Origin of the sequence: Pseudomonas sp. S37, assembly GCF_016658545.1 — a bacterium.
GTDB lineage: Bacteria > Pseudomonadota > Gammaproteobacteria > Pseudomonadales > Pseudomonadaceae > Aquipseudomonas.
The window spans coordinates 1-21,942 of the sequence record NZ_JACVZC010000083.1; the positions used below are offsets into that span (position 1 = coordinate 1).

Here is a 21,942-nt window from a genome sequence, read left to right on the forward strand (position 1 = left end):
CGCAGCCCATCGCGACACAAGGCCGCTCCTACAAGGGCCAGTGCTGGCCAGAGGAATCATGCAAGACAGTTGCTCCCACAGGGTATGCAGACCGCTTGAGAACTCAGCTCTCTGCGCGACAGCGCAGCCCAAAGGGCTGGGCGATGTCCTACAGGAGCCAGTGCGGGTCAGGAGAGATATGCAAGCCGGGGCTGCTTCGCAGCCCATCGCGACGCAAGGCCGCTCCTACAGGTTCTGTGCCTGCCTTGAAGGTCATGCAGGTGAGGTGGGGCCTTGTGCCGCGAAGCGCCGCCCGCGCGGCGCTCGATCGAGTAAGCGCTGCTCAAGGCATGAAGAACACCTTACCTTTTCTCAGGTAGCGCATTCCAGTCGCCCCACACAGACCGCGCAACACCCGCCTCACTGGTTCATCTGCGGGATACCGCCCTCCAGCTGACTTGCCGAAACTGGCGCCCTGTCCACCGTGGAGCCCGGGCCCATGCCTACCACCCTCGATGCCACTACCGCGCTAACCGCCAACCGCCTTGGCTTGGCCGCCATCGTCGTATTCGCCGCCCTCACCCCTTCGCTACTGATGACTGCACCTGTGGTGGCCGCACAACTGGCCAGCCAGCTCGCGCTCAGCCCCGCGCAGATCGGCCAGCTGTTCAGTGCCGAACTCGGCGCCATGAGCCTGGCGACTGTGCCCGCCTGGTTCTGGCTCAGGCGCGTCGCCCCACGCCGGGCCGCCCTGCTGGCAGCGCTGCTGTTCATTGCCGGCAACATCGCTTCGGCCACCGTTGCCAGTTACCCGCCGCTGCTGGTGTTGCGCTTTCTGACCGCCCTGGGCGGCGGCTCGCTGATGATCCTGTGCATGGCCAGCGCCGCCAACCTGCCCAACCCCAGCCGCGTCTACGGGCTGTGGCTGCTCGGGCAACTGGTGCTCGGCGCACTGGGCCTGGCGCTACTGCCCGGCTTGTTCGCGCGCCACGGCCTGTCGGCCTGCTACCTCAGCCTGGCAGCGCTGGCGCTGCTCGCCTTGCCACTGACCCGCGCCTTCCCGGCCTCGCTGCTTACACAGCAGCAGGCGGCTGATGCGCCGCTGCACAAGGGCAAGGCCCTGCTGGGGCTGGCCGCGGTGCTGTGCTTCTACCTCAGCCTGAGTGGCGTGTGGACCTTCATTGGTGCCATCGCCCAGGCCTCGGGTATCGACAGCAACGCCAGCGGACGGGTGCTGGCCCTGGCAACGCTGATGGGCATCCTCGGTGCGGCGCTGGCTACCGGCCTTGGCGCTCGCTTACCCAGAAATACCCTGCTGGTGCTGGGCTTTGCCGTGATGGGCGGGTCGATATTGGCCCTGCGCGGCCAGCTGCCGCTGGCCCGTTTCGCCCTCGCGGCCATGGCCTTCAAGCTGATGTGGACCTTCGTCCTGCCGCTGGTACTGGCCACCTTGGCCGACCTCGACCGCAGCGGCCGGCTGATGAACGCCATCAACCTGATGATCGGCGCTGGCCTCGCTGCCGGCCCGGCCATCGCCGGGCACATGCTGCAAGCCACCGGCAGTGCCGGCTCCAGCCTGCTGGCCGGTGCCGCCATGAGCCTGCTGGCCCTGTTGCTGATTCTTTGCTGCCGCGCCAGCGGCAGAACCCTCCACTGACCTGCGAGCATTCGCCATGACAACAAGAACCGCGTTCTACTTCGATGAGCTAAGCCTGTGGCACAGCGCAGCCCCTCACGCCCTGACCCTGCCCGTAGGGGGCTGGGTTCAGCCGCCTGCCAGCGCTGGCCATGCCGAATCCCCAGAGAGCAAGCGCCGCCTGAAGAGCCTGATGGACGTCAGCGGCCTTACCCGCCAGTTGCAGGTAAGCAGCGCCGCGCCGGCCAGCCACGAAGACCTGCTGCGGGTGCATGACGCCGCCTACCTGGCGCGCTTCAAGGCACTGAGCGATGCTGGCGGCGGCTCGCTAGGCCAGGACGCGCCGATCGGCCCGGGCAGCTACGAGATTGCCGCGCTGTCCGCGGGCCTGGCCACGGCCGCTGTCGAGGCCGTGCTATTGGGTGAGGCCAACAACGCCTACTCGCTGTCGCGCCCGCCAGGGCACCATTGCCTGGCCGACCAGGCCATGGGCTTCTGCTTCCTCAACAACATCGCCGTGGCTATCGAAGCGGCCAAGGCTCGTCACGGGCTGGGCCGCGTCGCTGTACTGGACTGGGACGTGCACCATGGCAACGGCACCCAGTCGATCTACTACGGGCGCAACGATGTGCTGACCATCTCCCTGCACCAGGAAGGCTGCTTCCCGCCGGGCTACAGCGGTGCCGAGGACCGGGGCACGGGTGCTGGCGCAGGCTGCAACCTGAACATCCCGTTGCTGCCGGGCAGCGGGCACGATGCCTACCTGTATGCCATGCAACAGCTGGTGCTGCCGGCCCTGGAGCGCTTTGAGCCGGAGCTGATCATTGTCGCCTGCGGCTATGACGCCAATGCCGTCGACCCGCTGGCCCGCATGCAGTTGCACAGCGACAGCTTCCGTCAGATGACCCAGCTGCTGCGCGACACTGCCCAGCGCTTGTGCGGCGGGCGCCTGGTGCTGGTGCACGAGGGCGGTTATGCCGAAGCCTACGTGCCGTTCTGCGGCCTGGCCACCCTGGAGGCGCTCAGCGGCCTGCATACCGAAGTGCGCGACCCGATGCGCGATTTCATCGAGCTGCAACAGCCCAGCGCCGAGTTCCAGGCCTTCCAGCGCCAGTTGCTGGACGCCCAGCGCCAGCGCCTGGCGTAATCGGCACTCATCAGCCATGCCCATGCCTGCCACGGCCTTGACCCAGCCTGCCAGCACGGCATGATGCTTGACCGCGGCGGGCGCCATCCTGCATTTGCAGGATGGCCGCCCCCACGGACGTTACCCAGACTCAGTAAAGACGGTCACTGCCCACGCCTCAGCGCGCGACCGCCCATCCCTGCGTGACTTGAAGAACAACAATAAAGCACACCGAGGTCTTACCCCATGAGCCGCGACAACTACGCGCATCAAGCCCAGTGCACCGCCCTGCTGCAGCAGTTCAGCCAGACCGTACTGGGTATTCAGCAACTGGCCCAGGCCCGCTCGATCGAGCAGTTCCACGGGCAGATGTTCGAGCGCCTGCAAGGCTTGCTGGCTTTCGACAAGGCCTGGTGGGGCCGCTCGGCAACGGTGGACGGTGAACTGCATGAGCACAGCTGCGCCGTGTTCAACCTGCCCGCCAGCTATGTCGCCGACTGGCAATCGATCAGCGCCGACGACGTCACCGTGGGCAAGGTCCATGCCGCCCCTGGCCAAGCGGTGATCGTCGACCTGAACAGCACCCCCGGCCTGCGCTGGCTGGGCATGCGCCATGACATCCGCGAGCTGCTGTGCATCATCGTGGTCGACCCGGTGACCCAGCTGTCCGAGCACCTTACCTTGTACCGCAGCGCCGCCCTGCCGCGCTTTTCGCAATTCGACTGCGAACTGCTGACGTGCCTGATGCCACACCTGGTGGCCGCCATGTCGAACAACCAGATCCGCGCCATGCTGGCGATGCGTGAGTCGCTGGCCGACCGGGAAACCCTGGGCCTGGCCGTGTGCGACCGCCACGGCATCCTCCAGCATGCCGAAAGCGGCTTTATCGAAATGCTCCAGGGCCATTGGCCGCACTGGAGTGGCCCGGCCCTGCCGATGACGGTGCGCCCCGGCGTGCTGAACGTCGAGCAACTGCGCATCGAGATGAGTGAGGTGGACGGCGCGTTCGTGCTGGTCGGCCGCGCACGCAGCGCGTTGCAACGCCTGAGCCCACGTGAGTACGACGTGGCCCGCAGCGTGGGGCGCGGCCAGACCTACAAGGAAATTGCCCGCGAGCTGGGCCTGGCGCCCAACACCGTGCGCCACCACATCCGCACCATCTACGCCAAGCTCGGCGTCAACGACAAGGTCCGTGTCGCACGCCTGCTGCACGCGCCAGACAGTTGAAGCCAGAACGCTACCAGCGCCTCAAGCCCAATAACAACAATTGCCTTGCAAGGAACCCCGCATGCGAATGCTCCTGACCCTGGCCGTCGGTGCCCTGCTCAGCTGGCAGGCCCAGGCCGCTGAAAAACAACCAAACATCCTGCTGATCGTCGCCGACGACCTTGGCTATTCAGATATCCAGCCGTTTGGCGGTGAGGTACACACGCCATCCCTGCAAGACCTGGCCAACCAGGGCGCGCGCCTGACCAACTTCTATGCCGGCCCTACCTGCTCGGTTACCCGCTCGATGCTGCTGTCCGGCGTCGACAGCCACCAGGCCGGCCTGGGCACCATGGCTGAAGGCATGCAGCCCGAACAGAAAGGCAAGCCCGGCTATGAGGGCTACCTGAACTTCAGCGTCGCCACAATCGCCGAGCTGCTCGGCGCCGCTGGCTACGACACCTACATGACCGGCAAATGGCACCTTGGCGGCGCCCCGGGGCAAACCCCGGCGGCACGCGGCTTCCAGCAGTCGTACATCCTGGTCCAGGGCGGTGCCAGCCATGTCGACCTGTCCGAGATGTTCCCCGGTTATGCCGCACGCTACCTGGACAACGACAAGCCGGCGCAGTTGCCCGCGCAGTTCTACTCCTCGGACCTGTATACCGAGCAGATGCTCGACTACCTCAAGCGCGGCCAGCGTGATGGCAAGCCGTTCTTCGCCTACCTGGCGTACACCGCACCACACTGGCCGCTGCAGGCACCCGAGCAGTACATCGACAAGTACCGCGGCCAGTACGACAAAGGCTATGAAGCCATTCGCCAGGCCCGCCTGGCGCGCATGCAGGCCCAAGGGTTGCTGCCAGCCGGTACCAGCGCCAACGTGCCGATGCGCAGTGCCCTGCCCAGCTGGGACGAGCTGACGCCAGCGCAGCGCCAGGAGCAGGCGCGCACCATGGAAATCTACGCGGCGATGATCGACAACCTCGACCACAACATCGGCCGGGTACTGGACTACCTGAAGCAGACCGGCGAGCTGGACAACACCTTTATCCTGTTCATGTCCGACAACGGCGCCGAGGGCACCACCGCTGCCGGGCTGGAGATTGCCGACTGGGTGCGCGCCACCTTCGACAACGGCCCGGCCAACATGGGCCGCAAGGGCTCCTACCTGACCCTGGGCCCGCAATGGGGCCAGGTCAGCGCCACGCCGTTCCCGTACTTCAAGGGCTTTACCAGCCGAGGCGGCATCAACGTGCCGGCCATCGTCCGCTACCCGAAAATGGTCAAGGCCGGGCAGGTCAACAGCCAGCTGTTCCATGCCATGGACCTGATGCCCTCGGTGCTGGAACTGGCCGGCGTTCACTACCCCGAGCGCTTCGCCAACCGGGCGCTGCTGCCCCTGCAGGGCCGCTCGATGCTGGCTGGGCTGGCCAACGCCGGCGCGCAGCCGCAGCGCGAACTGGGCTGGGAGCTGTATGGCCGGCGCTCGCTGCGCAAAGGTGACTGGAGCGTGCAAATGCAGGCACCGCCCTACGGCAGCGGCCACTGGGAACTGTACGACCTGGCCAACGACCCCAGCACCCAGCACGACCTGTCGGCACGCTACCCGGAAAAAACCGCGGAACTGGCCGCCGACTGGGGCCGCTACGCCCAGCACAACGGCGTGGTAGACGCCCCCGTGCGCTACAAGTACACCTACGAAAACTGCCTGTACGAACGCTGCGTGAAGTGACCCTGCCTGGCCCGTCCGCCCGGGCGGGCCCTCCCATGCCGAGGATGCACCGCTATGCCACTGACACCTTCGTGCCGGCTACTGGCAGGCGCGCTGCTGGGCTATTGCGCCCAGAATGCCCACGCCCTGCAACTGATCGCCGATGACCGCAACACGCTCAACCTCGACGTACAACTGGCGGCATCGTGGTTGTACAGCGATCACAACTACGTGGCAGGCCCGCAAAAGGCTGGCCATTCGTATTGGCAAGAAGGCTACATTCGCTATGGCCTGAGCGGCGAGCACCGCATGGCCCACAGTGACAGCACCGTTTACGGCGCGTTCAACCTGGCCAGCTACGGCACCTTCGGCGACGGTGATGCAGCGCTGTACAGCGATGGCAGCGAACGCGAGACCGCGCTGGACAAGGCCTACCTAGGCTGGCGCTCTGGCAGCCTGTTCCCGGCCCTTGGCCAGAACGGCCTTGACCTGTCCTTCGGCAGCCAGAAGGTGCCGCTGGGCGACGGTTTCATCATCAACGGTGACGGCACCATGATGGGCAACAGTTTCGCCGGCGGCCTGTACGACCGTGGCGGCACCTACTACCTGTCAGCGCGCAACGCCTTCCACCGCACCCTGGTGGCGCATATCGGCGGCAACCAGGGCTGGCGCAGCGACCTGCTGTGGCTGAAGTCGGACAACCCGTTCCGCAGCAAGATGGAACTGGGCGCGGCCACCCTCGAACATGTCGCTGCCGGCACCACGGTCGGCATCACCGCCGTGAAGGTACTGGACATCGAGGACCGCTTTGCGGTCAACGCCGCCCAGCGCGACCGTGACGACCTGCGTACCTGGAGCCTGCGTGGCAAGACCGATGCCGGCATCACCTCGTTGTTCCTGTCGGGCGAATATGCCTGGCAGGACAAACGCAGCGGCAATGAAAGCGCCTGGTACGGCGAAGCCGGCTGGACCTTCTACCAGGCGCCCTGGCGACCTTACCTGTCCGCGCGCCACACGCGCTATTCAGCCAACTACGACTCGTTGTTCTCCGGCTGGAACCGTGGCCCGGGTACCTGGCAACAGGGCTCCACCGCCACCAACTTCGCCGGCCCGTTCAAACGCAATGCTGCCATCGACATGCTCAACCTGACCCTGACCCCACAACCCACCCTCAAGCTTGGGGTACAGTACTTCCGCTTTCGTACCCTGGACAAAGCCCTGGGCAACCTCAGCGGCCAAGAGCTGGACCTGTACCTGAACTGGAACGTCAACCGCAACCTGATGCTGTTCCCCATGCTCAGCGCCTACAAGCCCGAGCACTCGGCAGCCGAGGGCGGCCTGCAATTGGGCGATAACGACCTGTCCCTGTTCACTCAACTGACGCTTTACTACAACTTCTGACAATGCCCTGGATATTTTTGCTCTTGGCCCTGGCCTGCGGCCTGGCCACCGCTGCCGACTGGGCAGACGAAGCCACCTGCGGCGCTTGCCACGCTGGCCAGGTGCAAGCCTGGCAGGGTTCCCACCATCAACTGGCGATGCAAGCGCCCAGCGAAGCCAGCGTGCTGGGCGACTTCGCCAACGTGGGCTTTACCGGTGAGCGCGAACGCTACCGCTTCTTCCGCCGGGCCGGTGGCTGGTGGGTCAACGCCATCGGCGCCGATGGCCGCGCGGGTGATTGGCGGGTGGCCTACACCTTCGGCGTCGCACCACTGCAGCAGTACTTGCTGGAAATGCCAGGTGGGCGCTTGCAGGCCTTGGGCGTAGCCTGGGATAGCGAAAAGCATCGCTGGTTCGAGCTGTACCCCGGCCAGGGTGTGGATTTCAACGACCCGTTGCACTGGAGCCAACCGGGGCAGAATGCCAATTTCATGTGCATCGAGTGCCACAGCACCGGCTACAAGCGCAATTACCAGCCACAACAGGACCGCTTCGACGGGCACTGGCAGGCGCTGGGCGTGACTTGCCAGGCCTGCCATGGCCCGGCCGGCGGGCACCTGCAATGGCTGGCCGAACGCCCGGCCACTGCTCACGTCGGCTTTGCCAGCGTGCTGGCCGCCGGTAACGCACGTAACCAGGTCGAAACCTGCGCCCGCTGCCATTCACGCCGGGTGCCGCTGGGCGACGGCGACAGCCCAAGGGCACCACTGCTGGACAGCTACTTGCCGACAGCACTCAGCGCCGACCTGTACGAACACGACGGCAAGATCAAGGATGAAGTGTTCGAGTACGGCGCCTTTCTGCAAAGCCGCATGTATGCCAAGGGCGTACGCTGCTCCAACTGCCACGACCCGCACAGTGCCAGGCTCAAGGCCCCCGGCGACGGCGTATGCCTGCAATGCCACAACCCGGCCGGGCGCAGTAACGCCCCGGCGGTCGATGGCAGCGGCCTGCTGGCCAAGGACTACGACAGCCCGGCGCACCACAAGACGCCAGGCTCCAGCTGCATCAATTGCCACATGCCGGGGCGCCTGTACATGGTCAACGACCTGCGCCACGACCACGGCTTCACCCTGCCCGGCCCTGGCCAGAAGGTTACTGAGCTGTTCGACCTGTGGCAGGCTGCCCGCCCTGGCAGCTACGCAGACGACATGCCTGGCATCCGCCTGGGCCAGCCGGGTGCCAACGAAGCGCTGCTACGGCAATTGAGCAATCCCGCACAACCGGCCATTCGCGTTGCCACATTGCTGGGTGAACTGCCGGCTTACCCGAGCAGGGCTGGCTTCGAGCGTGCCCGGCAGGCTTTGACCGACCCGGACCCGCTGGTGCGGGTGGCGGCAGTGCAGGCGGTAGACAGCCTCGTGCCAGGGCAATGGGCGCTGCTGGGGCCGCGCCTGGGTGACCCGATCAAGGCCGTGCGGCTGGCCGCCGTCGGCCAACTGCTCGATGCACCGCGTGACCCGGCGTGGCAGGCAGCCTGGCTGAAAGCCAGTGACGAATATGAAAAGACCCAGCTTTCACTGGCCGAACGGGCCGAAGCCCACGTCAACCTGGCCCGCCTGTACCGGGCGCTGGGGCGAGAGGCAGAGGTGGAGCCACAATTGCGCCTGGCCCTGAAACGCGACCGGCACTTCCTGCCGGCACCGATGATGCTGGCCGACTGGCTGCAAGTGCACGGTCACCCGGCAGATGCCCGGCGGGTACTGGATGCCGCGATTGCTGCCCATCCTGAGGCCGCACAGTTGCAGTATGCGCTGGGGCTATTGTGCGTGCGCCAAGGCGCGCCGCAGGAGGCGTTTGTGGCCTTGGGCGAAGCCGTGCGGCTGGCGCCACAGGATGCGGGGTATGCCTATGCGCTGGCGGTGGCCATGTTGGAGCGCAAAGACCAGGCAGGGGCACGGGAGCTGCTGGAAAAACACCGCAACTATGCGCCGGCCCGCGCATTGCTCGCGCAGTTGCCACCGGTACAGTAAACACCTTGACTGTGGGAGCGGGCGTGCCCGCGAAGCAGGCGGCGCGGTGTATGGCACCGGCTGCGCCGGTGTTCGCGGCTAAAGCCGCTCCTACAGGGGCCGCGCTCGCCTGCTAAGACGCAAACAGCCCCGCTGCGTGGGCGGGGCTGTTTGTGGTCAGCTAGCCGAATATCTTAGTGGCTGGTCGGCATCGCAAACTCTGCGCCTTTGGCAATCGCCTGCGGCCAGCGCTGCATGATGCTCTTCTGCTTGGTGTAGAAGCGCACCCCTTCCTCGCCATAGGCATGCATGTCGCCGAACAGGCTCTTCTTCCAACCACCAAAACCGTGCCAGGCCATCGGCACCGGAATCGGCACGTTGATGCCGACCATGCCCACCTGGATACGGCGGCCGAACTCGCGGGCGATGTGGCCGTCGCGGGTATACAGGCTGACGCCGTTGCCGAATTCGTGGGCGTTGATCAGGTCGACCGCTTCGGCAAAGTCTTTCACACGCAGGCAGGCCAGCACCGGGCCGAAGATCTCTTCCTTGTAGATGCGCATGTCCGGGGTAACGTTGTCGAACAGCGTGCCGCCCAGCCAGAAGCCATCGCCACAACCTTCGCCGGCAGTCTGGCCATTGAAGCCACGGCCATCGACCAGCAGGGTTGCGCCCTCTTTCACGCCTTGCTCGATGTAGCCGCTGATGCGCTCCAGCGCCGCACGGGTCACGATCGGGCCCATCTCGGCCTGCAGGTTGGTGCCGTTCAGCACTTTCAGCTCGCGGGTGCGTTCGATCAGCTTGGGCATGACTTTTTCAGCCGTTTCATCGCCAACAAATACAGCCACGCTGATGGCCATGCAACGCTCGCCAGCCGAACCGTAGGCGGCACCGATCAGCGCATCGACCACCTGATCAATGTCGGCATCGGGCATCACCACCAGGTGGTTTTTCGCACCGCCCAGGGCCTGCACGCGCTTGCCGTGACGGGCACCGGTTTCATAGATGTGGTTGGCGATCGGGGTGGAACCAACGAACGACACGGCCTGTACATCCGGGTGTTCGATCAGCGCGTTGACCGCGTCCTTGTCGCCCTGCACCACATTGAACACGCCGTCCGGCAGGCCGGCCTGCTTCAGCAGTTCGGCGATGAACAGGCTTGGGCTCGGGTCCAGCGGGCTGGGCTTGAGCACGAAGGTGTTGCCGGTGGCGAGCGCGACCGGGAACATCCACATCGGCACCATCACCGGGAAGTTGAACGGGGTGATGCCGGTGACCACACCCAATGGCTGGCGCAGGGTCCAGTTGTCGATGTTGGTGCTGACCTGGTCGGTGAAATCGGTTTTCAGCAGCTGCGGCGCGCCGCAGGCGAACTCGACGATCTCGATACCACGCATCACCTCGCCCTGGGCGTCGGTGAACACCTTGCCGTGCTCGGCAGTGATCATGCGCGCCAAGTCATCGCGGTGTTCGTTGAGCAGCGCCAGGAATTTGTTCAGCACCCGCGAACGGCGCAGCGGCGACAGGTTGCTCCAGGCCGGGAAGGCCGCCTTGGCCGAGGCGACGGCAGCGTCCACGTCTCTCTGGGCAGAGAGCTGCACCTGGCCGGTGACCACGCCAGTGGCCGGGTTGTAGACCGGCAGTTGCTGGCCGCTGGTGGCCTCGGCGTGAGCGCCGGAGATCCAGTTCATGATGGTTTGGGTCATTGTAGTTTTCCCGTGATTCATTGTTAGAGCGCCGTTCTTCTGTGGGAGCGGGTTTACCCGCGAACACCGGCGAAGCCGGTGCCAGGCACCGCGTCGCCTTCTTCGCGGGTGAACCCGCTCCCACAGGGAGGAATCGCGACAGGTTTCAAATGTTGGGCAAGGCACAGAGGCCAGGGTGTTGCATCAGTAAATGGCGTACACCTTGCGCACGGTTTCCAGCACATCCCAACGGCCGGTCCAGCCCGGCGGCAGGATCACCAAGTCGCCGCCGGTCACTTCCACCACCGCCTGGGTGCTGTCGTCGGTAAGCAGCGCCTTGCCCGAGATGATGTAGGTGAACTCGGTGTCAGGGCGGTCGACCACCGGCCAGCCGCCTGGCTGGCACTCCCACACACCGAGGTTGCCGACCGCCTCTGGCGCCTGCTTGCTGATGGCGATCTGTGGGTCGCCCTGGTCGGCGCCGGCGCGCTGGCCGGCGGCGGTCAGTGGCAGGGCCTTGATGTCGGCGTGCTTGATGATGGTGAACGAAGGCATGCGGGTTTCTCCTTATCAATGGGCGCCGGTTAGCTTTTCCAGCAGCATCGCGGTACGTGAAGGTTTGTGGGTGAAGCGCTCTTCCATGTCGCTGAGCGAGGCGGCAGCAAGGCCGCTGTTGATGCCGAACCAACGCAGCGGCTCGGGCTCCCAGGACGGTGAGCGGTGGTTGACCAACGGCAGCGTGTTGATGGCTTCATCACGCCCCAGAATCAGGTTGCGCAAAATGCGCCCGGCCAGGTTGCTGGTGGCCACACCGTCGCCGACGTAGTTGCCAGCCCAGGCCATGCGGTTGTTGCGGTCGATGCTCACGGTCGGGCACCAGTCGCGCGAAACACCCAGGGCGCCGCCCCAGCGGTGAGTGACACGGGCGTCGCGCAGGGCCGGGAAAAACTCGAGCAGGGTGTCGTAGATCTTGCCGTGGATGCTGTCGACCAGGTCGGCCTGCTCGGGCATCACCGAGCCCCATTTATAGGGCGCGCCACGGCCGCCAAACACCAGCCGGCCTTCGGCAGTGACCTGGCCGTACACGCGCAGGTGGCGCATGTCGTTGAACGCCAGGCGGTGGTCGAGGTTGAGGCTGGCCAGCAGTTCGCGCGGCAGTGGCTCAGTCGCCAACACCAGTGAATACAGCGGAATGACAAAGCGCGACTTGCCCGGCTGCTGCGAGGTGAAGGCTTCGGTGGCACGCACGGTCATGCCGGCACGTACCGAGCCGCGTTCGGTGTGCACCACGCCTGGGGCCATCTGGTTAACCGCCGATTGCTCGTAGATTTTCGCGCCCAGGCTTTCTACCAACCTGGCCAGGCCGCGTACCAGCTTGCCGGGGTGAATGAGCGCACAGTGCTCGGTGTACAAGCCACCCAAGGTGCCTTCAGCGCCCGTTTTGGCATGGGCCTGGGCCGCATCCAGCAACTGCCACTGGTCGGGCAGGCCGAAGCGCGCCGACGACGCCACCGCAGCGCGTGCCCGGGCCAACTGCGGCGCGCTGCGGGCCAGCGACAGGAAGCCTTGCCTGGCATAGTCGGCGTCAACCCCTTCCAGCGCCAGCACTCGGCCGATTTCGTCGACGGTGTCGTTCATCGCCGCTTGCAGTTGCAAGGCGGCGTGGTGCGAATAGAGTTGCTGCACCCGCTGCAGCGAAATGGGGAAGATCGCCGAAGCCCAGCCACCGTTACGGCCTGAGGCGCCAAAGCCGACGGCGTTCTTTTCCAGCAGTACCACGCGCAACGACGGGTCGCTCTTGAGCAGGTAGTAGGCGGTCCACAGCCCCGTGTACCCGGCACCGACAATCACCACATCGGCGTCGGTTGCACCTTCGAGCCGGGCGCGTGGCTCACCTTGCGCAAACCAAAGCGGTTTGTTGGGTATCAGAGACAAATCGGATTTCGCTGACATGCTGGTGGCTTCCCGTTGGCGTTTGCGACTGGTGTAGAGGGCTTTTGTCTGTTGTGACCAGTGCGTGTTGGCCTGAGGTTATGCGGGGTTGGCGGGGGGCGGTAGCGGTGGTTTCCAAGGCAGGGAGCTGTGAATTGTACAAATGTATGAGTGGATCGTAGATTTTGGGGCTGCTTTGCAGCCCATCGCGACGCAAGGCCGCTCCTACAAGGGAACGCGATCTCTTGTAGGAGCGGCCTTGTGTCGCGAAAGGGGCGCAAAGCGCCCCCAAAGGGCCTCAGCGGATATAACTGCCACCATTCACATCCAGCGTCGCCCCGTTGAGCGACACCTGCGAAGGCCGCAAGGCAAACGCCACCAGTTCGGCAATCTCGCCCGGGCTGGCCATGCGCCCCACCGGGATATCCGCCACCGCCGCCGCCTCGCCATGCTGGGCAATGAACTGCTCGGCCATGTCGGTACGCACCCAGCCCGGGGCAATCGCCAGCGCCACCACGCCCTGCCCGGCCACGCTGCGCGCCAGTGACTTGGTCAGGTTGACCAGTGCCGCCTTGCTGCAGCCGTATGGCAGGGCATCGGCCGCATAACCGCGCTGGGCAGCGCGGCTGGCCATGTTGATGATGCGCCCGCCACCGTGCATGCAAAAATGCGCCACCGCCAGGCGGCACAGGTCTGCCGCGGCAAAGAAGTTGACCTGGAACTCCTTGCGCCAGGCGGCACGCCACTGCGCCGCAGGTGCATCCAGCGGTATTTCGTTGCGGATACCGGCATTGTTGACCAGCCCGTGAATGCGCCCGCCTGCCAGTTCCAGCGCGGTTTGCCAAAGTGTGTCCGGGCCGTCGTCTTGGCTCAGGTCGCCCTGTACGAGCCAACCATTACCACCCACGCGCGCCAGTAATAGCTCGGCGCCCTGCACATCGCGGCCGTAATGGATCAACACTTTGGCGCCTTCGCCCACCAGCCGCTCGACGATCGCTGCACCGATGCCGCCAGAGCCACCGGTCACCAGTACCGCCTGCCCGGCCAGCGGGCGTGCCAGATCACTCATGCTTGTTCACCTCGGCGTTGGCGGCGAGCGAGGCCTTGTCCACCAGCCGCTGGATGTCACCGGTCTCGCGGCGCTGCGACAGGTAGATGTTCAGTACCTGCAGGTCTGCCGTAGAAATGTCACGGCGCACGCCAAACGACACCCCCTGCTTGGCCAGCGCCGGCTTGGGCAGGATCTCGCGGGCCCAGGCGGGGTTGGCCAGGGCGAACAGGTGATTGGTGTCACTGGCGTCTACCAGCACATCGGCGCGCTTGGACATCACCGCCAGGCGTGCTTCATCCATGCCTGGCAGACGCATGATCTTGCCGTTGCGAATCACCGAGGTAATGGCCTTGTCCTGCGCGGTACCGGACATCACCGCGAAGGTCACCTCCGGCTTGTCGAGCGCGTTGATATCGTCCTTCACCTCGGCCAGCTTGGGGTTGTTCTTGTTCACCAGCAGCGATATCTGGTAGTCGGTCGCCGGCACGGTGAAACCCACCGCCAGGGCGCGCTCCGGGGTCTGGTTCAGGGCCATTGCCAGGTCCCACTTGTTGCTTTGCAAGCCGGCCACCAGGTTGTCCCAGCTGGTGTCGACGAAGGCCACCTTGACCTTCAGCACCTTCTCGCCGAAGTCACGGCACAGGTCGACGAAATAGCCACTGTAATCACCGCTGCCGGCGTCGCGCATCACATAGGGCGCGGCCACTGCAGCGCCGCAGCGCAATACGCCGGCTTTCTGCACGTCCTGCCAGATCGAGGTTTCTGCCGCCTGGGCGGCGCCCTGCGCCAACAGGGCACCGCACAGGCTGGCGCCGACAATCAGCGTTTTTAGGGAGGACGGAAGGGGAAGCTGCATGGTGAACCTCACTGATTTTGGTTTGTTTTTGGCAGGAAGGTACGGCACAGCCAAGCATCGAAAAGCTCAATGCATGCAAGGCTGCATACAAAATAGGAAGTCTTCTTGAGCCTGTCAACAGCCCTCGAATGGCAGGTTTGCGTGCGCAAAAAATTTTCTGTCGGGCCTGTTGACAGGGGGCGCTGCAGCGAAATAGCCTGAATACATCGCTGCATACATCGAAGGATTCAACAAGACATACTGCGTTCCATTTTTTGCTAGCTCTTCTGCCTACAAGAACAAATCACCGGAGAGATTGAAAAATGACCACTCCCCAACGGCTGGCTACCCAGCCACCGGCTGCGCTCACCCCGAATTCCGCCCTGGGCGGCGATTTCATCCAGCTGCGCGGCGTACGCAAGGCCTACAGCGAACAGTTGGTGGTGATGGACCAGATGAACCTGGGCATGCGTGCCGACGATCGCCTGGTGATCATCGGCCCGTCCGGCAGCGGCAAGAGCTCGCTGCTGCGGGTGCTGATGGGCCTGGAAGGCATTCAGGGCGGCAGCATCCAGTTCCAGGGCAAACCCTACATCGACGGCAGCCGCAAGCAGGGCAAACCGCTGGACGAAGCCCTGCACAAGCAGATTGGCATGGTGTTCCAGCACTACACCCTGTTCCCGCACCTGTCGGTGCTCGGCAACCTGATCCTGGCGCCGGTCAAGGTGCACGGCATGGGCAAGGCCGAAGCCACCGAAAAGGCCCGCGCGTACCTCGCCCGGCTAGGCCTGGAAAGCAAGCTGCACGCCTACCCCAGCCAGCTTTCCGGTGGCCAGAAGCAGCGCGTGGCAATTGCCCGGGCGCTGATGCTGGAGCCACGCCTGATGCTGTTCGACGAAGTCACCTCGGCGCTCGACCCGGAAATGGTCATCGAAGTGCAGAACGTGATGATGCAGCTGGCCGAGCAGAAGATGGCGATGATCATCGTCACCCACGACATGCACTTCGCCCGGCACATCGCTACCCGCGTGGTGTTTTGCGCCAACGGCAAGGTGGTCGAGCAAGGCCACCCGGACCAGATCTTCACCCAGCCTCGGGAAACGCGTACGCGCGAGTTTCTCGAGAAGGTTGTGCAGTTCGACTGAGGGTGCGGCGATGAACTACCAATTCGATTTCCATTTTCTCAACGGCAGCCTGCCGGCCCTGCTCGACGGGCTCAAGGTGACGCTGGAGCTGGCCCTGGTCTCGAACCTGATCGGGCTGGTTTGCGGCTTCGTGCTGTGCCTGATGACCCTGAGCCGCTGGTTCTTCGTGCGCTGGCCGGCGCAACTGTTCATCGAGTTCTTCCGCTGCACCCCGGCGCTGCTGCAGATCGTCTGGTTCTTCTACTGCGTGCCGATGCTGTTCGACGTGTTCATCGACCCGATCGCCATGGGCTTCCTGGCGCTGGGCCTGAACCTGACCGCGTTCAACGCCGAGGCCTACCGTGGCGGGGTGCAGGCCGTGCCGCGCGAGCACCTGGATGCCTCGATCGCGCTGGGCCTGAAAGGCTGGCAACGCACCCTGTACGTGGTGCTGCCGCAGGCGCTGCGCAGCGCCCTGCCGGTGCTGATCACCAACGGCATCGGCACCCTGCAGCAAAGCGCGCTGGTGGCCATCGTCGCCGTCGCCGACCTGATGTACGTGGGCAAGAGCCTGGCCACCGAGGCCTACCGCCCGCTGGAAACCTACACCCTGATCGCGCTGATCTACTTCGCCCTGTCGTTGCCGATCGCGCAACTGGTGCAGTGGTTCGAACGGCGCCAGGAACTGGCCGCGCAGCGCTGAGGAGAACGTCATGCCACTCGATTTTTCGGTTGTCCTGCACTACTGGCCGGTGCTGCTCAAGGGCCTGGCCCTGACCCTGGCGTTCACCGCCGCCTGCGCGCTGCTCGGCAGCCTGCTGGGCTTCGCCGTCAGCCTGTTGCGCCAGGTGAAACTGAAGCTGGTGCGCCTGCCGCTGGCCCTGTACGTGGAGTTTTTCCGCGGCACGCCGCTGCTGATCCAGCTGTTCTGGGTGTTTTTCTGCTTCCCGGTGGTGTTCGGCCTGGACATCCCGCCGTACGTGTCGGTGCTGATTGCCCTGACCCTGTACATGGGCGCGATCACCAGCGAGACCTTCCGCGGCGCGCTCAAGTCGATCGCCGGCGAACAGCACGACGCCTGTATCGCCCTGGGCCTGACCGCACGGGTGAAGGTGCTGTACGTGGTGTTCCCCCAAGCCCTGCTGCGCTCGGTACCGCCACTGCTGTCGAACGTGGTCAGCCTGTTCAAGGAGAGCGCGCTGATTTCCTCGGTGGGGGTCGCCGACCTGATGTTCGTCGGCCAGAACATTTCCAACAGCACCGCGCGCCCGGTCGAGTTTCTCTCGGCAGTGGCCGTCATCTATTTCCTGGTGGCCTTCCCGCTCACCCGCCTGGTCGGTGTGGTCGAGGGGCGCCTGCTTCGTCGCTACGCCTACTGATACGTTCCCAAGGAGACTTACCTGATGAAACTCAATGGCATCCTGCCCGCCCTGGTCACCCCGTTCGACGCGGCTGGCAAAGTCGACCACGACACCCTCGCCGCCATCCTCGAGCACCAACTGGCCGCGGGCGTCAAAGGCTTCGTTCCGCTGGGCTCGACCGGTGAGTACTACGCCCTGGCCAACGACGAACGCCGGCAGATCCTGGCCACTGTAAAGGAAGTGGTCGGTGACCGTGGCACGCTGATCGCCGGCGCCAATGGCTCCTGCACCCGCGAAGTACTGGAGCAGGTCAAACAGACCGTCGATGCCGGCTACAACAACCTGCTGATCGCCCCGCCCTACTACGCGCTGCCGTCCCAGGAAGAGCTACTGGCGCACTACAACACCATTCTCGAGACCTTCCCCGAGATCAACGTGGTGCTCTACAACTACCCGATCCGCACCAACGTCGAGGTGGGCCTGGACGTGATCGCCGCGCTGCACCAGCACCCACGTGTGATCGGTATCAAGGAAAGCAGCGGCAACCTGTTGCGCGCCATCGAGATCGGTGAGAAATACAAGGGCATCCAGCTGTCGTGCGGCTCGGACGACCAGGCCCTGGACTTCTACCTGTGGGGCGCCGACAGCTGGATCTGTGGCCCGGCCAACATCTTCCCGGAGAAGGTCGTGGCCTTCCACAACGCCTTCACCGGCGGCGATATCCGCGGCGCGCAGCAGATCATGCGCAGCCTGTTCCCGGCCATGGCCAACCTGGAAAGCGGCAAGTTCGTGCAGAAGGTCAAGTACGGCGCCGAACTGGCCGGCTTCAAGGTTGGCCCGGCACGCGCGCCGCTGCTGCCGCTGACCGATGACGAGAAGGCCGGGTTCCGCAAAGTGTTCGAGGCTTCCCAGGCCTGATGCAAAGGCAATGACCTGAACTGAACCTTGTGGGAGCGGGTTTATCCGCGAAGCAGGCACTGCGGTGCCTGGCACCGGCTTTGCCGGTGTTCGCGGGTAAACCCGCTCCCACAGGGGCCTCACATACCCTCTAGAGCCTGTGACCCATGAACAACCCGCACCCCTCACCGCAACAGGCTGTCGTCATCGGCGGCGGCATTGTCGGCGTGTGCTGCGCGCTGTACTTGCAGCGCGACGGCCACCGGGTCACCCTGATCGACCCTGCCGCCCCCGGCGACAGCACCGCCAAATGGAGCTGCGGGCAGATGGCGGTCAGCGAAGTCATCCCGCTGTCCAAGCCCGGCATCCTGATGAAAATCCCCGGCTGGCTGCTCGACCAGAAAGGCCCGCTGGCCCTGCGCCCCAGCGCCCTGCCCGGCATACTGCCGTGGTTCATGCGCTTTCTGGCCTGCGCCCGGCCAGCAAAAATCAACGAAATCGCCCAGGACATGGCACGCCTGACCCAGCATGTGTACGCCGACTACGCACCGCTGCTGGACGCCTGCTCCGACAAGACCCTGCTTGGCGACCGGCCCATCCTCGAAGTGTTCGACTCCCCCGCAGGCCTGGCGCACGAGCGCCCGCACCTGGAACTGCGCAAGCAACTGGGCTTCCGTTCCGAAGAACTGGACGGTGCAGCCATCAGCGACCTGGAGCCGGCCCTGGCCGGTAAGTTCCAGCATGGCCTGATGTTCCCGGACTGGCGCGCGGTGAATGACACCGAAGGGTTCATTGCCGCCCTGACCGAAAGCTTCATTGCCCAAGGCGGCGTGCGCATTCGCCAGCGTGTGGCGAAAATCGACGAGCAGCATGACAAGGCGACCGGCGTGACCCTGGAAGATGGCGCACGCGTTCCGGCTGACCTGCTGGTGGTCGCCGCTGGCACCGGGGCCCGCACCTTCTTCGACTCGCTCGGTGTGAACATTCCGCTGGCGGGCATCGCCGGTTACCAGGCGGTGTTGCCACAACCGGGTGTGGAGATTCGTCACTCGGTCATCTATGCCGACGGTGGTTTCTGCTTCGCCCCGATGACCCGCGGCCTGCAAATTGGCGGCACCATCGAGTTCGCCGGCGCCAATGCCGAACCCAATTTCAAGCGCGCCGAAATCATCATGGACAAGGCCCGCCGCGTACTGCCGCAACTGAACACCCAAGGCATGGAATTCGGCGTCGGCTACCGGCCGTTCCTGCCCGACACCAAACCGGTGATCGACCGTTCGCCACGGCTGAAGAACGCCATCCTGGCCTTCGGCCACGGCCAGCTCGGCCTCACCCTGGGCGCCACCACCGGCCGCCTGGTCAGTGACCTCGCCGCCCAACGCACACCCACCCAGAATCTCTCGGCATTCAGCGCCCGGCGCTTTGCTGTCCTTGGAGGAAACGCATGAACCGCTACGACCAGTTCTACATCAACGGCAAATGGGTCAGCCCGATCGAAGGCGGCAGCTTCGCGTCCTTCGACCCAAGCAACGAAAGCCTGATCACCACCGTCGCCTCGGGCAGCGCCGCCGACATCGACGTCGCCGTCAAAGCCGCCCGCGCCGCGTTTGACGAGGGCCCTTGGCCTCGCCTGAGCGGTAGGCAGCGCGGTGCCTACCTGCGCAAGATCGCCGATGGCATCCGTGCCCGCCAGGAAGCACTGGCTGAACTGGAAGTACGCGACAACGGCAAACCGTTCCCCGAAGCCATGTGGGACATCGGCGACACCGCAGGCTGCTTCGACTTCTACGCGAACCTGGCCGAACAGCTGGATGCCGCACGCGAAAAGCCGATTACGCTGGCCGACGACCGCTTCAGCTCGGTAGCCCGTAAAGAGCCAATCGGCGTGGCCGGTGCCATCGTGCCGTGGAACTTCCCGATGCTGATGGCCGCGTGGAAGATCGCCCCGGCCCTGGCGGCCGGTTGCTGCATCATCCTCAAGCCCGCCGAGCAGACGTCCCTCACCGCACTGGAACTGGCCCGTATCGCTGATGAGGCGGGCCTGCCAGCCGGTGTGCTGAACATTGTTACCGGCCCAGGTTCCAAAGTGGGCGCCGCACTGACCGCGCACCCCGGCGTGGACAAACTGGCCTTTACCGGCAGCGTGCCGGTGGGCAGCCGCATCATGCAAGCGGCCGCCCAGGACATCAAGAACGTCACCCTGGAGCTGGGCGGCAAATCGCCGTTCGTGATCTTTGCCGACAGCGATATCGAACAGGCCGTGGAGTGGATCATGTTCGGCATTTTCTGGAACAAGGGCGAGGTCTGCTCTGCCACCTCCCGCGTGCTGGTCGAACGCGCCGCCTACGAACCGCTGTTGGCACGCCTGGCGCAAGAGACGCGCAAGATCAAGATCGGCAACGGCATGCAAGAAGGCGTGCTGCTCGGCCCGCTGGTCAACCGCAGCCAGTACGAAGGCACCCTGCAAGCCATCGCCCGCGGCCTGGAGGAAGGCGCGCGGCTGGTATGCGGTGGCGAACGCCCGGCGCACCTGGACAAAGGCTTCTACCTGCAACCCACGGTCTTTGCCGATGTGCCGGAAGACAGCTGGGTGTGGAACGAGGAAATCTTCGGCCCGGTGGTGTGCATCCGCCCGTTCGACAGCGAGGAAGAAGCGGTAAGATCGGCCAACAACTCGCGCTTCGGCCTGGGCGCCGCGGTCATGTCCAGGGACCTGCAGCGTTGCGAGCGTGTGGCGCGCAAGTTCCGGGCGGGCATCGTCTGGATCAACTGCTCGCAGCCGACCTTCACCGAAGCACCGTGGGGCGGCTACAAGCAAAGCGGCATTGGCCGCGAGCTGGGTGAATGGGGCCTGAACAACTACCTGGAAACCAAGCAGATCACCCGCTACGACAGCGAGCAGCCTTGGGGCTGGTACATCAAGTGAGGTAACACCCATGCGTTGGAAACAGACCTTGCAGCTGGCCGAAGTGCACTGCGAAGGCGAAATCGGCAAGGTCATCACCGGCGGCGTGCTGGGTATCCCCGGCGCCAGCATGCTGGACAAGATGAACTACATCAACGAGGTCGATGACAGCCTGCGTCGCCTGGTAACGCTGGAACCGCGCGGCTGCCTGCAAATGTCGGTCAACCTGCTGCTACCGCCCACCCGGCCGGAGGCGCAGGCGGGCTTTATCGTGCTGCAGGCCGACAAGGCCCACCCGATGTCTGGCAGCAACTGCATTTGCGTGGTCACCGCCTTGCTGGAGCTCGGTATGGTGCCCATGCAGGAACCGGAAACCACCGTGGTGCTGGATACCCCGGCCGGCCTGGTCACCGCCCGTGCCCAGTGCGCGGACGGGCGCTGCCTGAGTGTGTCGCTGGACATGGTGCCGGCCTTTGTCGAACACCTGGACCTGGCCATCGACACCGAGCAGTTCGGCAGGATCAACATCGACGTGGCATTCGGCGGCGTGTATTACGCGCTGATCGACGTGGCGCAGACCGGCCTGTCGATTGCCCCGGAAAATGCCCGCGCGCTGGCTGATGCCGGTGTGGCGTTGAAGGCAGTGATCAACCGCCAACTGGATATCCAGCACCCGTTGCTACCCTCGGTGAACCAGGTGGCCTACGTGATGTTCCGCAACCGCCTGGACGCGCGCACCTACCAGACCTGTACCACCCTGCCACCGGGGCGGGTCGACCGTTCGCCCTGTGGCACCGGCAGTTCGGCCAACCTGGCCACACTGGCGGCACGCGGGCTGGTGCAGGCCGGTGACCAACTGGTGTCGCGCTCGACCATTGGCGGGCAGTTCCAGGTCGAGTTGCTGGGCCATGGGCAAGTTGGCGGGCGGCCGGCGGTGCTGCCACGGGTGACCGGGCGGGCCTGGTTGTATGGCCTGCAACAGCTAGGGGTAGACCCGGACGACCCGCTGGCGGCCGGGTTCATGCTGAGCGACACCTGGGGGGCCGGCATTTCCTGAACTATGCACACCCCCTCTGTAGGAGCGGCCTTGTGTCGCGAT

Annotated in this window: 18 protein-coding genes; 13 read left to right on the forward strand and 5 right to left on the reverse strand. The window is 65.0% G+C overall.

Annotation, left to right across the window (positions count from 1 at the left end; genetic code table 11):
- The first annotated feature begins 478 nt into the window (after window positions 1–478).
- The 6 genes from IAE39_RS20800 to IAE39_RS20825 all read left to right on the forward strand — a co-directional run bounded on the left by IAE39_RS20800 (window position 479) and on the right by IAE39_RS20825 (window position 9,074).
- Complete coding sequence (locus IAE39_RS20800; protein ID WP_201206038.1) at window positions 479–1,636, forward strand: MFS transporter; 1,158 nt, start codon at window positions 479–481, stop codon at window positions 1,634–1,636.
- Window positions 1,637–1,652: 16 nt separating this feature from the next.
- On the forward strand, window positions 1,653–2,762 hold the full coding sequence (locus tag IAE39_RS20805) for a class II histone deacetylase (RefSeq protein ID WP_201206040.1): 1,110 nt from the start codon (window positions 1,653–1,655) through the stop codon (window positions 2,760–2,762).
- 225 nt (window positions 2,763–2,987) lie between these two features.
- Window positions 2,988–3,968 (forward strand): response regulator transcription factor, encoded by a 981-nt coding sequence (locus IAE39_RS20810; protein ID WP_201206042.1) that lies wholly within the window; start codon window positions 2,988–2,990, stop codon window positions 3,966–3,968.
- Between the two features lie 61 nt (window positions 3,969–4,029).
- A complete protein-coding gene (locus tag IAE39_RS20815; RefSeq protein WP_201206044.1) occupies window positions 4,030–5,682 on the forward strand; it encodes an arylsulfatase in 1,653 nt (550 codons plus the stop codon).
- A gap of 54 nt (window positions 5,683–5,736) precedes the next feature.
- Window positions 5,737–7,062: a hypothetical protein gene (locus tag IAE39_RS20820; RefSeq protein ID WP_201206047.1), complete on the forward strand. Its 1,326-nt coding sequence runs from the start codon at window positions 5,737–5,739 to the stop codon at window positions 7,060–7,062.
- Window positions 7,063–7,085: 23 nt separating this feature from the next.
- Window positions 7,086–9,074, forward strand: a complete 1,989-nt coding sequence (locus tag IAE39_RS20825; protein WP_201206049.1) for a cytochrome c3 family protein — start codon at window positions 7,086–7,088, stop codon at window positions 9,072–9,074.
- A 173-nt stretch (window positions 9,075–9,247) separates the two neighbouring features.
- Here IAE39_RS20825 and IAE39_RS20830 read toward each other — a convergent pair whose 3' ends face one another.
- From IAE39_RS20830 to IAE39_RS20850, 5 genes are all read right to left on the reverse strand, one after another.
- A complete protein-coding gene (locus IAE39_RS20830) occupies window positions 9,248–10,759 on the reverse strand; it encodes a CoA-acylating methylmalonate-semialdehyde dehydrogenase (protein ID WP_201206051.1) in 1,512 nt (503 codons plus the stop codon).
- Between the two features lie 183 nt (window positions 10,760–10,942).
- A complete protein-coding gene (locus IAE39_RS20835) occupies window positions 10,943–11,293 on the reverse strand; it encodes a cupin domain-containing protein (RefSeq protein ID WP_201206053.1) in 351 nt (116 codons plus the stop codon).
- A gap of 15 nt (window positions 11,294–11,308) precedes the next feature.
- On the reverse strand, window positions 11,309–12,691 hold the full coding sequence (locus tag IAE39_RS20840; protein WP_201206055.1) for an NAD(P)/FAD-dependent oxidoreductase: 1,383 nt from the start codon (window positions 12,689–12,691) through the stop codon (window positions 11,309–11,311).
- A gap of 277 nt (window positions 12,692–12,968) precedes the next feature.
- Window positions 12,969–13,739 carry an SDR family NAD(P)-dependent oxidoreductase gene (locus tag IAE39_RS20845; protein ID WP_201206057.1) on the reverse strand — a complete coding sequence of 257 codons (771 nt, stop codon included), beginning with the start codon at window positions 13,737–13,739 and terminating at the stop codon, window positions 12,969–12,971.
- Window positions 13,732–14,577, reverse strand: a complete 846-nt coding sequence (locus IAE39_RS20850) for a transporter substrate-binding domain-containing protein (protein WP_201206059.1) — start codon at window positions 14,575–14,577, stop codon at window positions 13,732–13,734. The genes IAE39_RS20845 and IAE39_RS20850 overlap by 8 nt, the downstream gene beginning before the upstream one ends.
- Before the next feature lie 302 nt (window positions 14,578–14,879).
- Here IAE39_RS20850 and IAE39_RS20855 point away from each other — a divergent pair, with 302 nt between their 5' ends.
- The 7 genes from IAE39_RS20855 (at window position 14,880) to IAE39_RS20885 (ending at window position 21,900) form a co-directional block, all read left to right on the forward strand.
- The gene (locus IAE39_RS20855; RefSeq protein ID WP_201206061.1) at window positions 14,880–15,701 is read left to right on the forward strand and encodes an amino acid ABC transporter ATP-binding protein; all 822 of its coding nucleotides are present in this window, start codon (window positions 14,880–14,882) and stop codon (window positions 15,699–15,701) included.
- A 10-nt stretch (window positions 15,702–15,711) separates the two neighbouring features.
- On the forward strand, window positions 15,712–16,383 hold the full coding sequence (locus tag IAE39_RS20860; protein WP_201206063.1) for an amino acid ABC transporter permease: 672 nt from the start codon (window positions 15,712–15,714) through the stop codon (window positions 16,381–16,383).
- 10 nt (window positions 16,384–16,393) lie between these two features.
- Complete coding sequence (locus IAE39_RS20865) at window positions 16,394–17,059, forward strand: amino acid ABC transporter permease (RefSeq protein ID WP_201206064.1); 666 nt, start codon at window positions 16,394–16,396, stop codon at window positions 17,057–17,059.
- Between the two features lie 24 nt (window positions 17,060–17,083).
- The gene (locus IAE39_RS20870; protein ID WP_201206066.1) at window positions 17,084–17,959 is read left to right on the forward strand and encodes a dihydrodipicolinate synthase family protein; all 876 of its coding nucleotides are present in this window, start codon (window positions 17,084–17,086) and stop codon (window positions 17,957–17,959) included.
- 146 nt (window positions 17,960–18,105) lie between these two features.
- Window positions 18,106–19,386: an NAD(P)/FAD-dependent oxidoreductase gene (locus IAE39_RS20875; protein WP_201206068.1), complete on the forward strand. Its 1,281-nt coding sequence runs from the start codon at window positions 18,106–18,108 to the stop codon at window positions 19,384–19,386.
- Entirely contained in the window at window positions 19,383–20,864 is a 1,482-nt protein-coding gene (locus tag IAE39_RS20880) for an aldehyde dehydrogenase family protein (protein WP_201206070.1), read from the forward strand. Before IAE39_RS20875 ends, IAE39_RS20880 begins: the two co-directional genes overlap by 4 nt.
- Before the next feature lie 10 nt (window positions 20,865–20,874).
- A complete protein-coding gene (locus IAE39_RS20885) occupies window positions 20,875–21,900 on the forward strand; it encodes a proline racemase family protein (protein ID WP_201206072.1) in 1,026 nt (341 codons plus the stop codon).
- Window positions 21,901–21,942 lie beyond the last annotated feature (42 nt).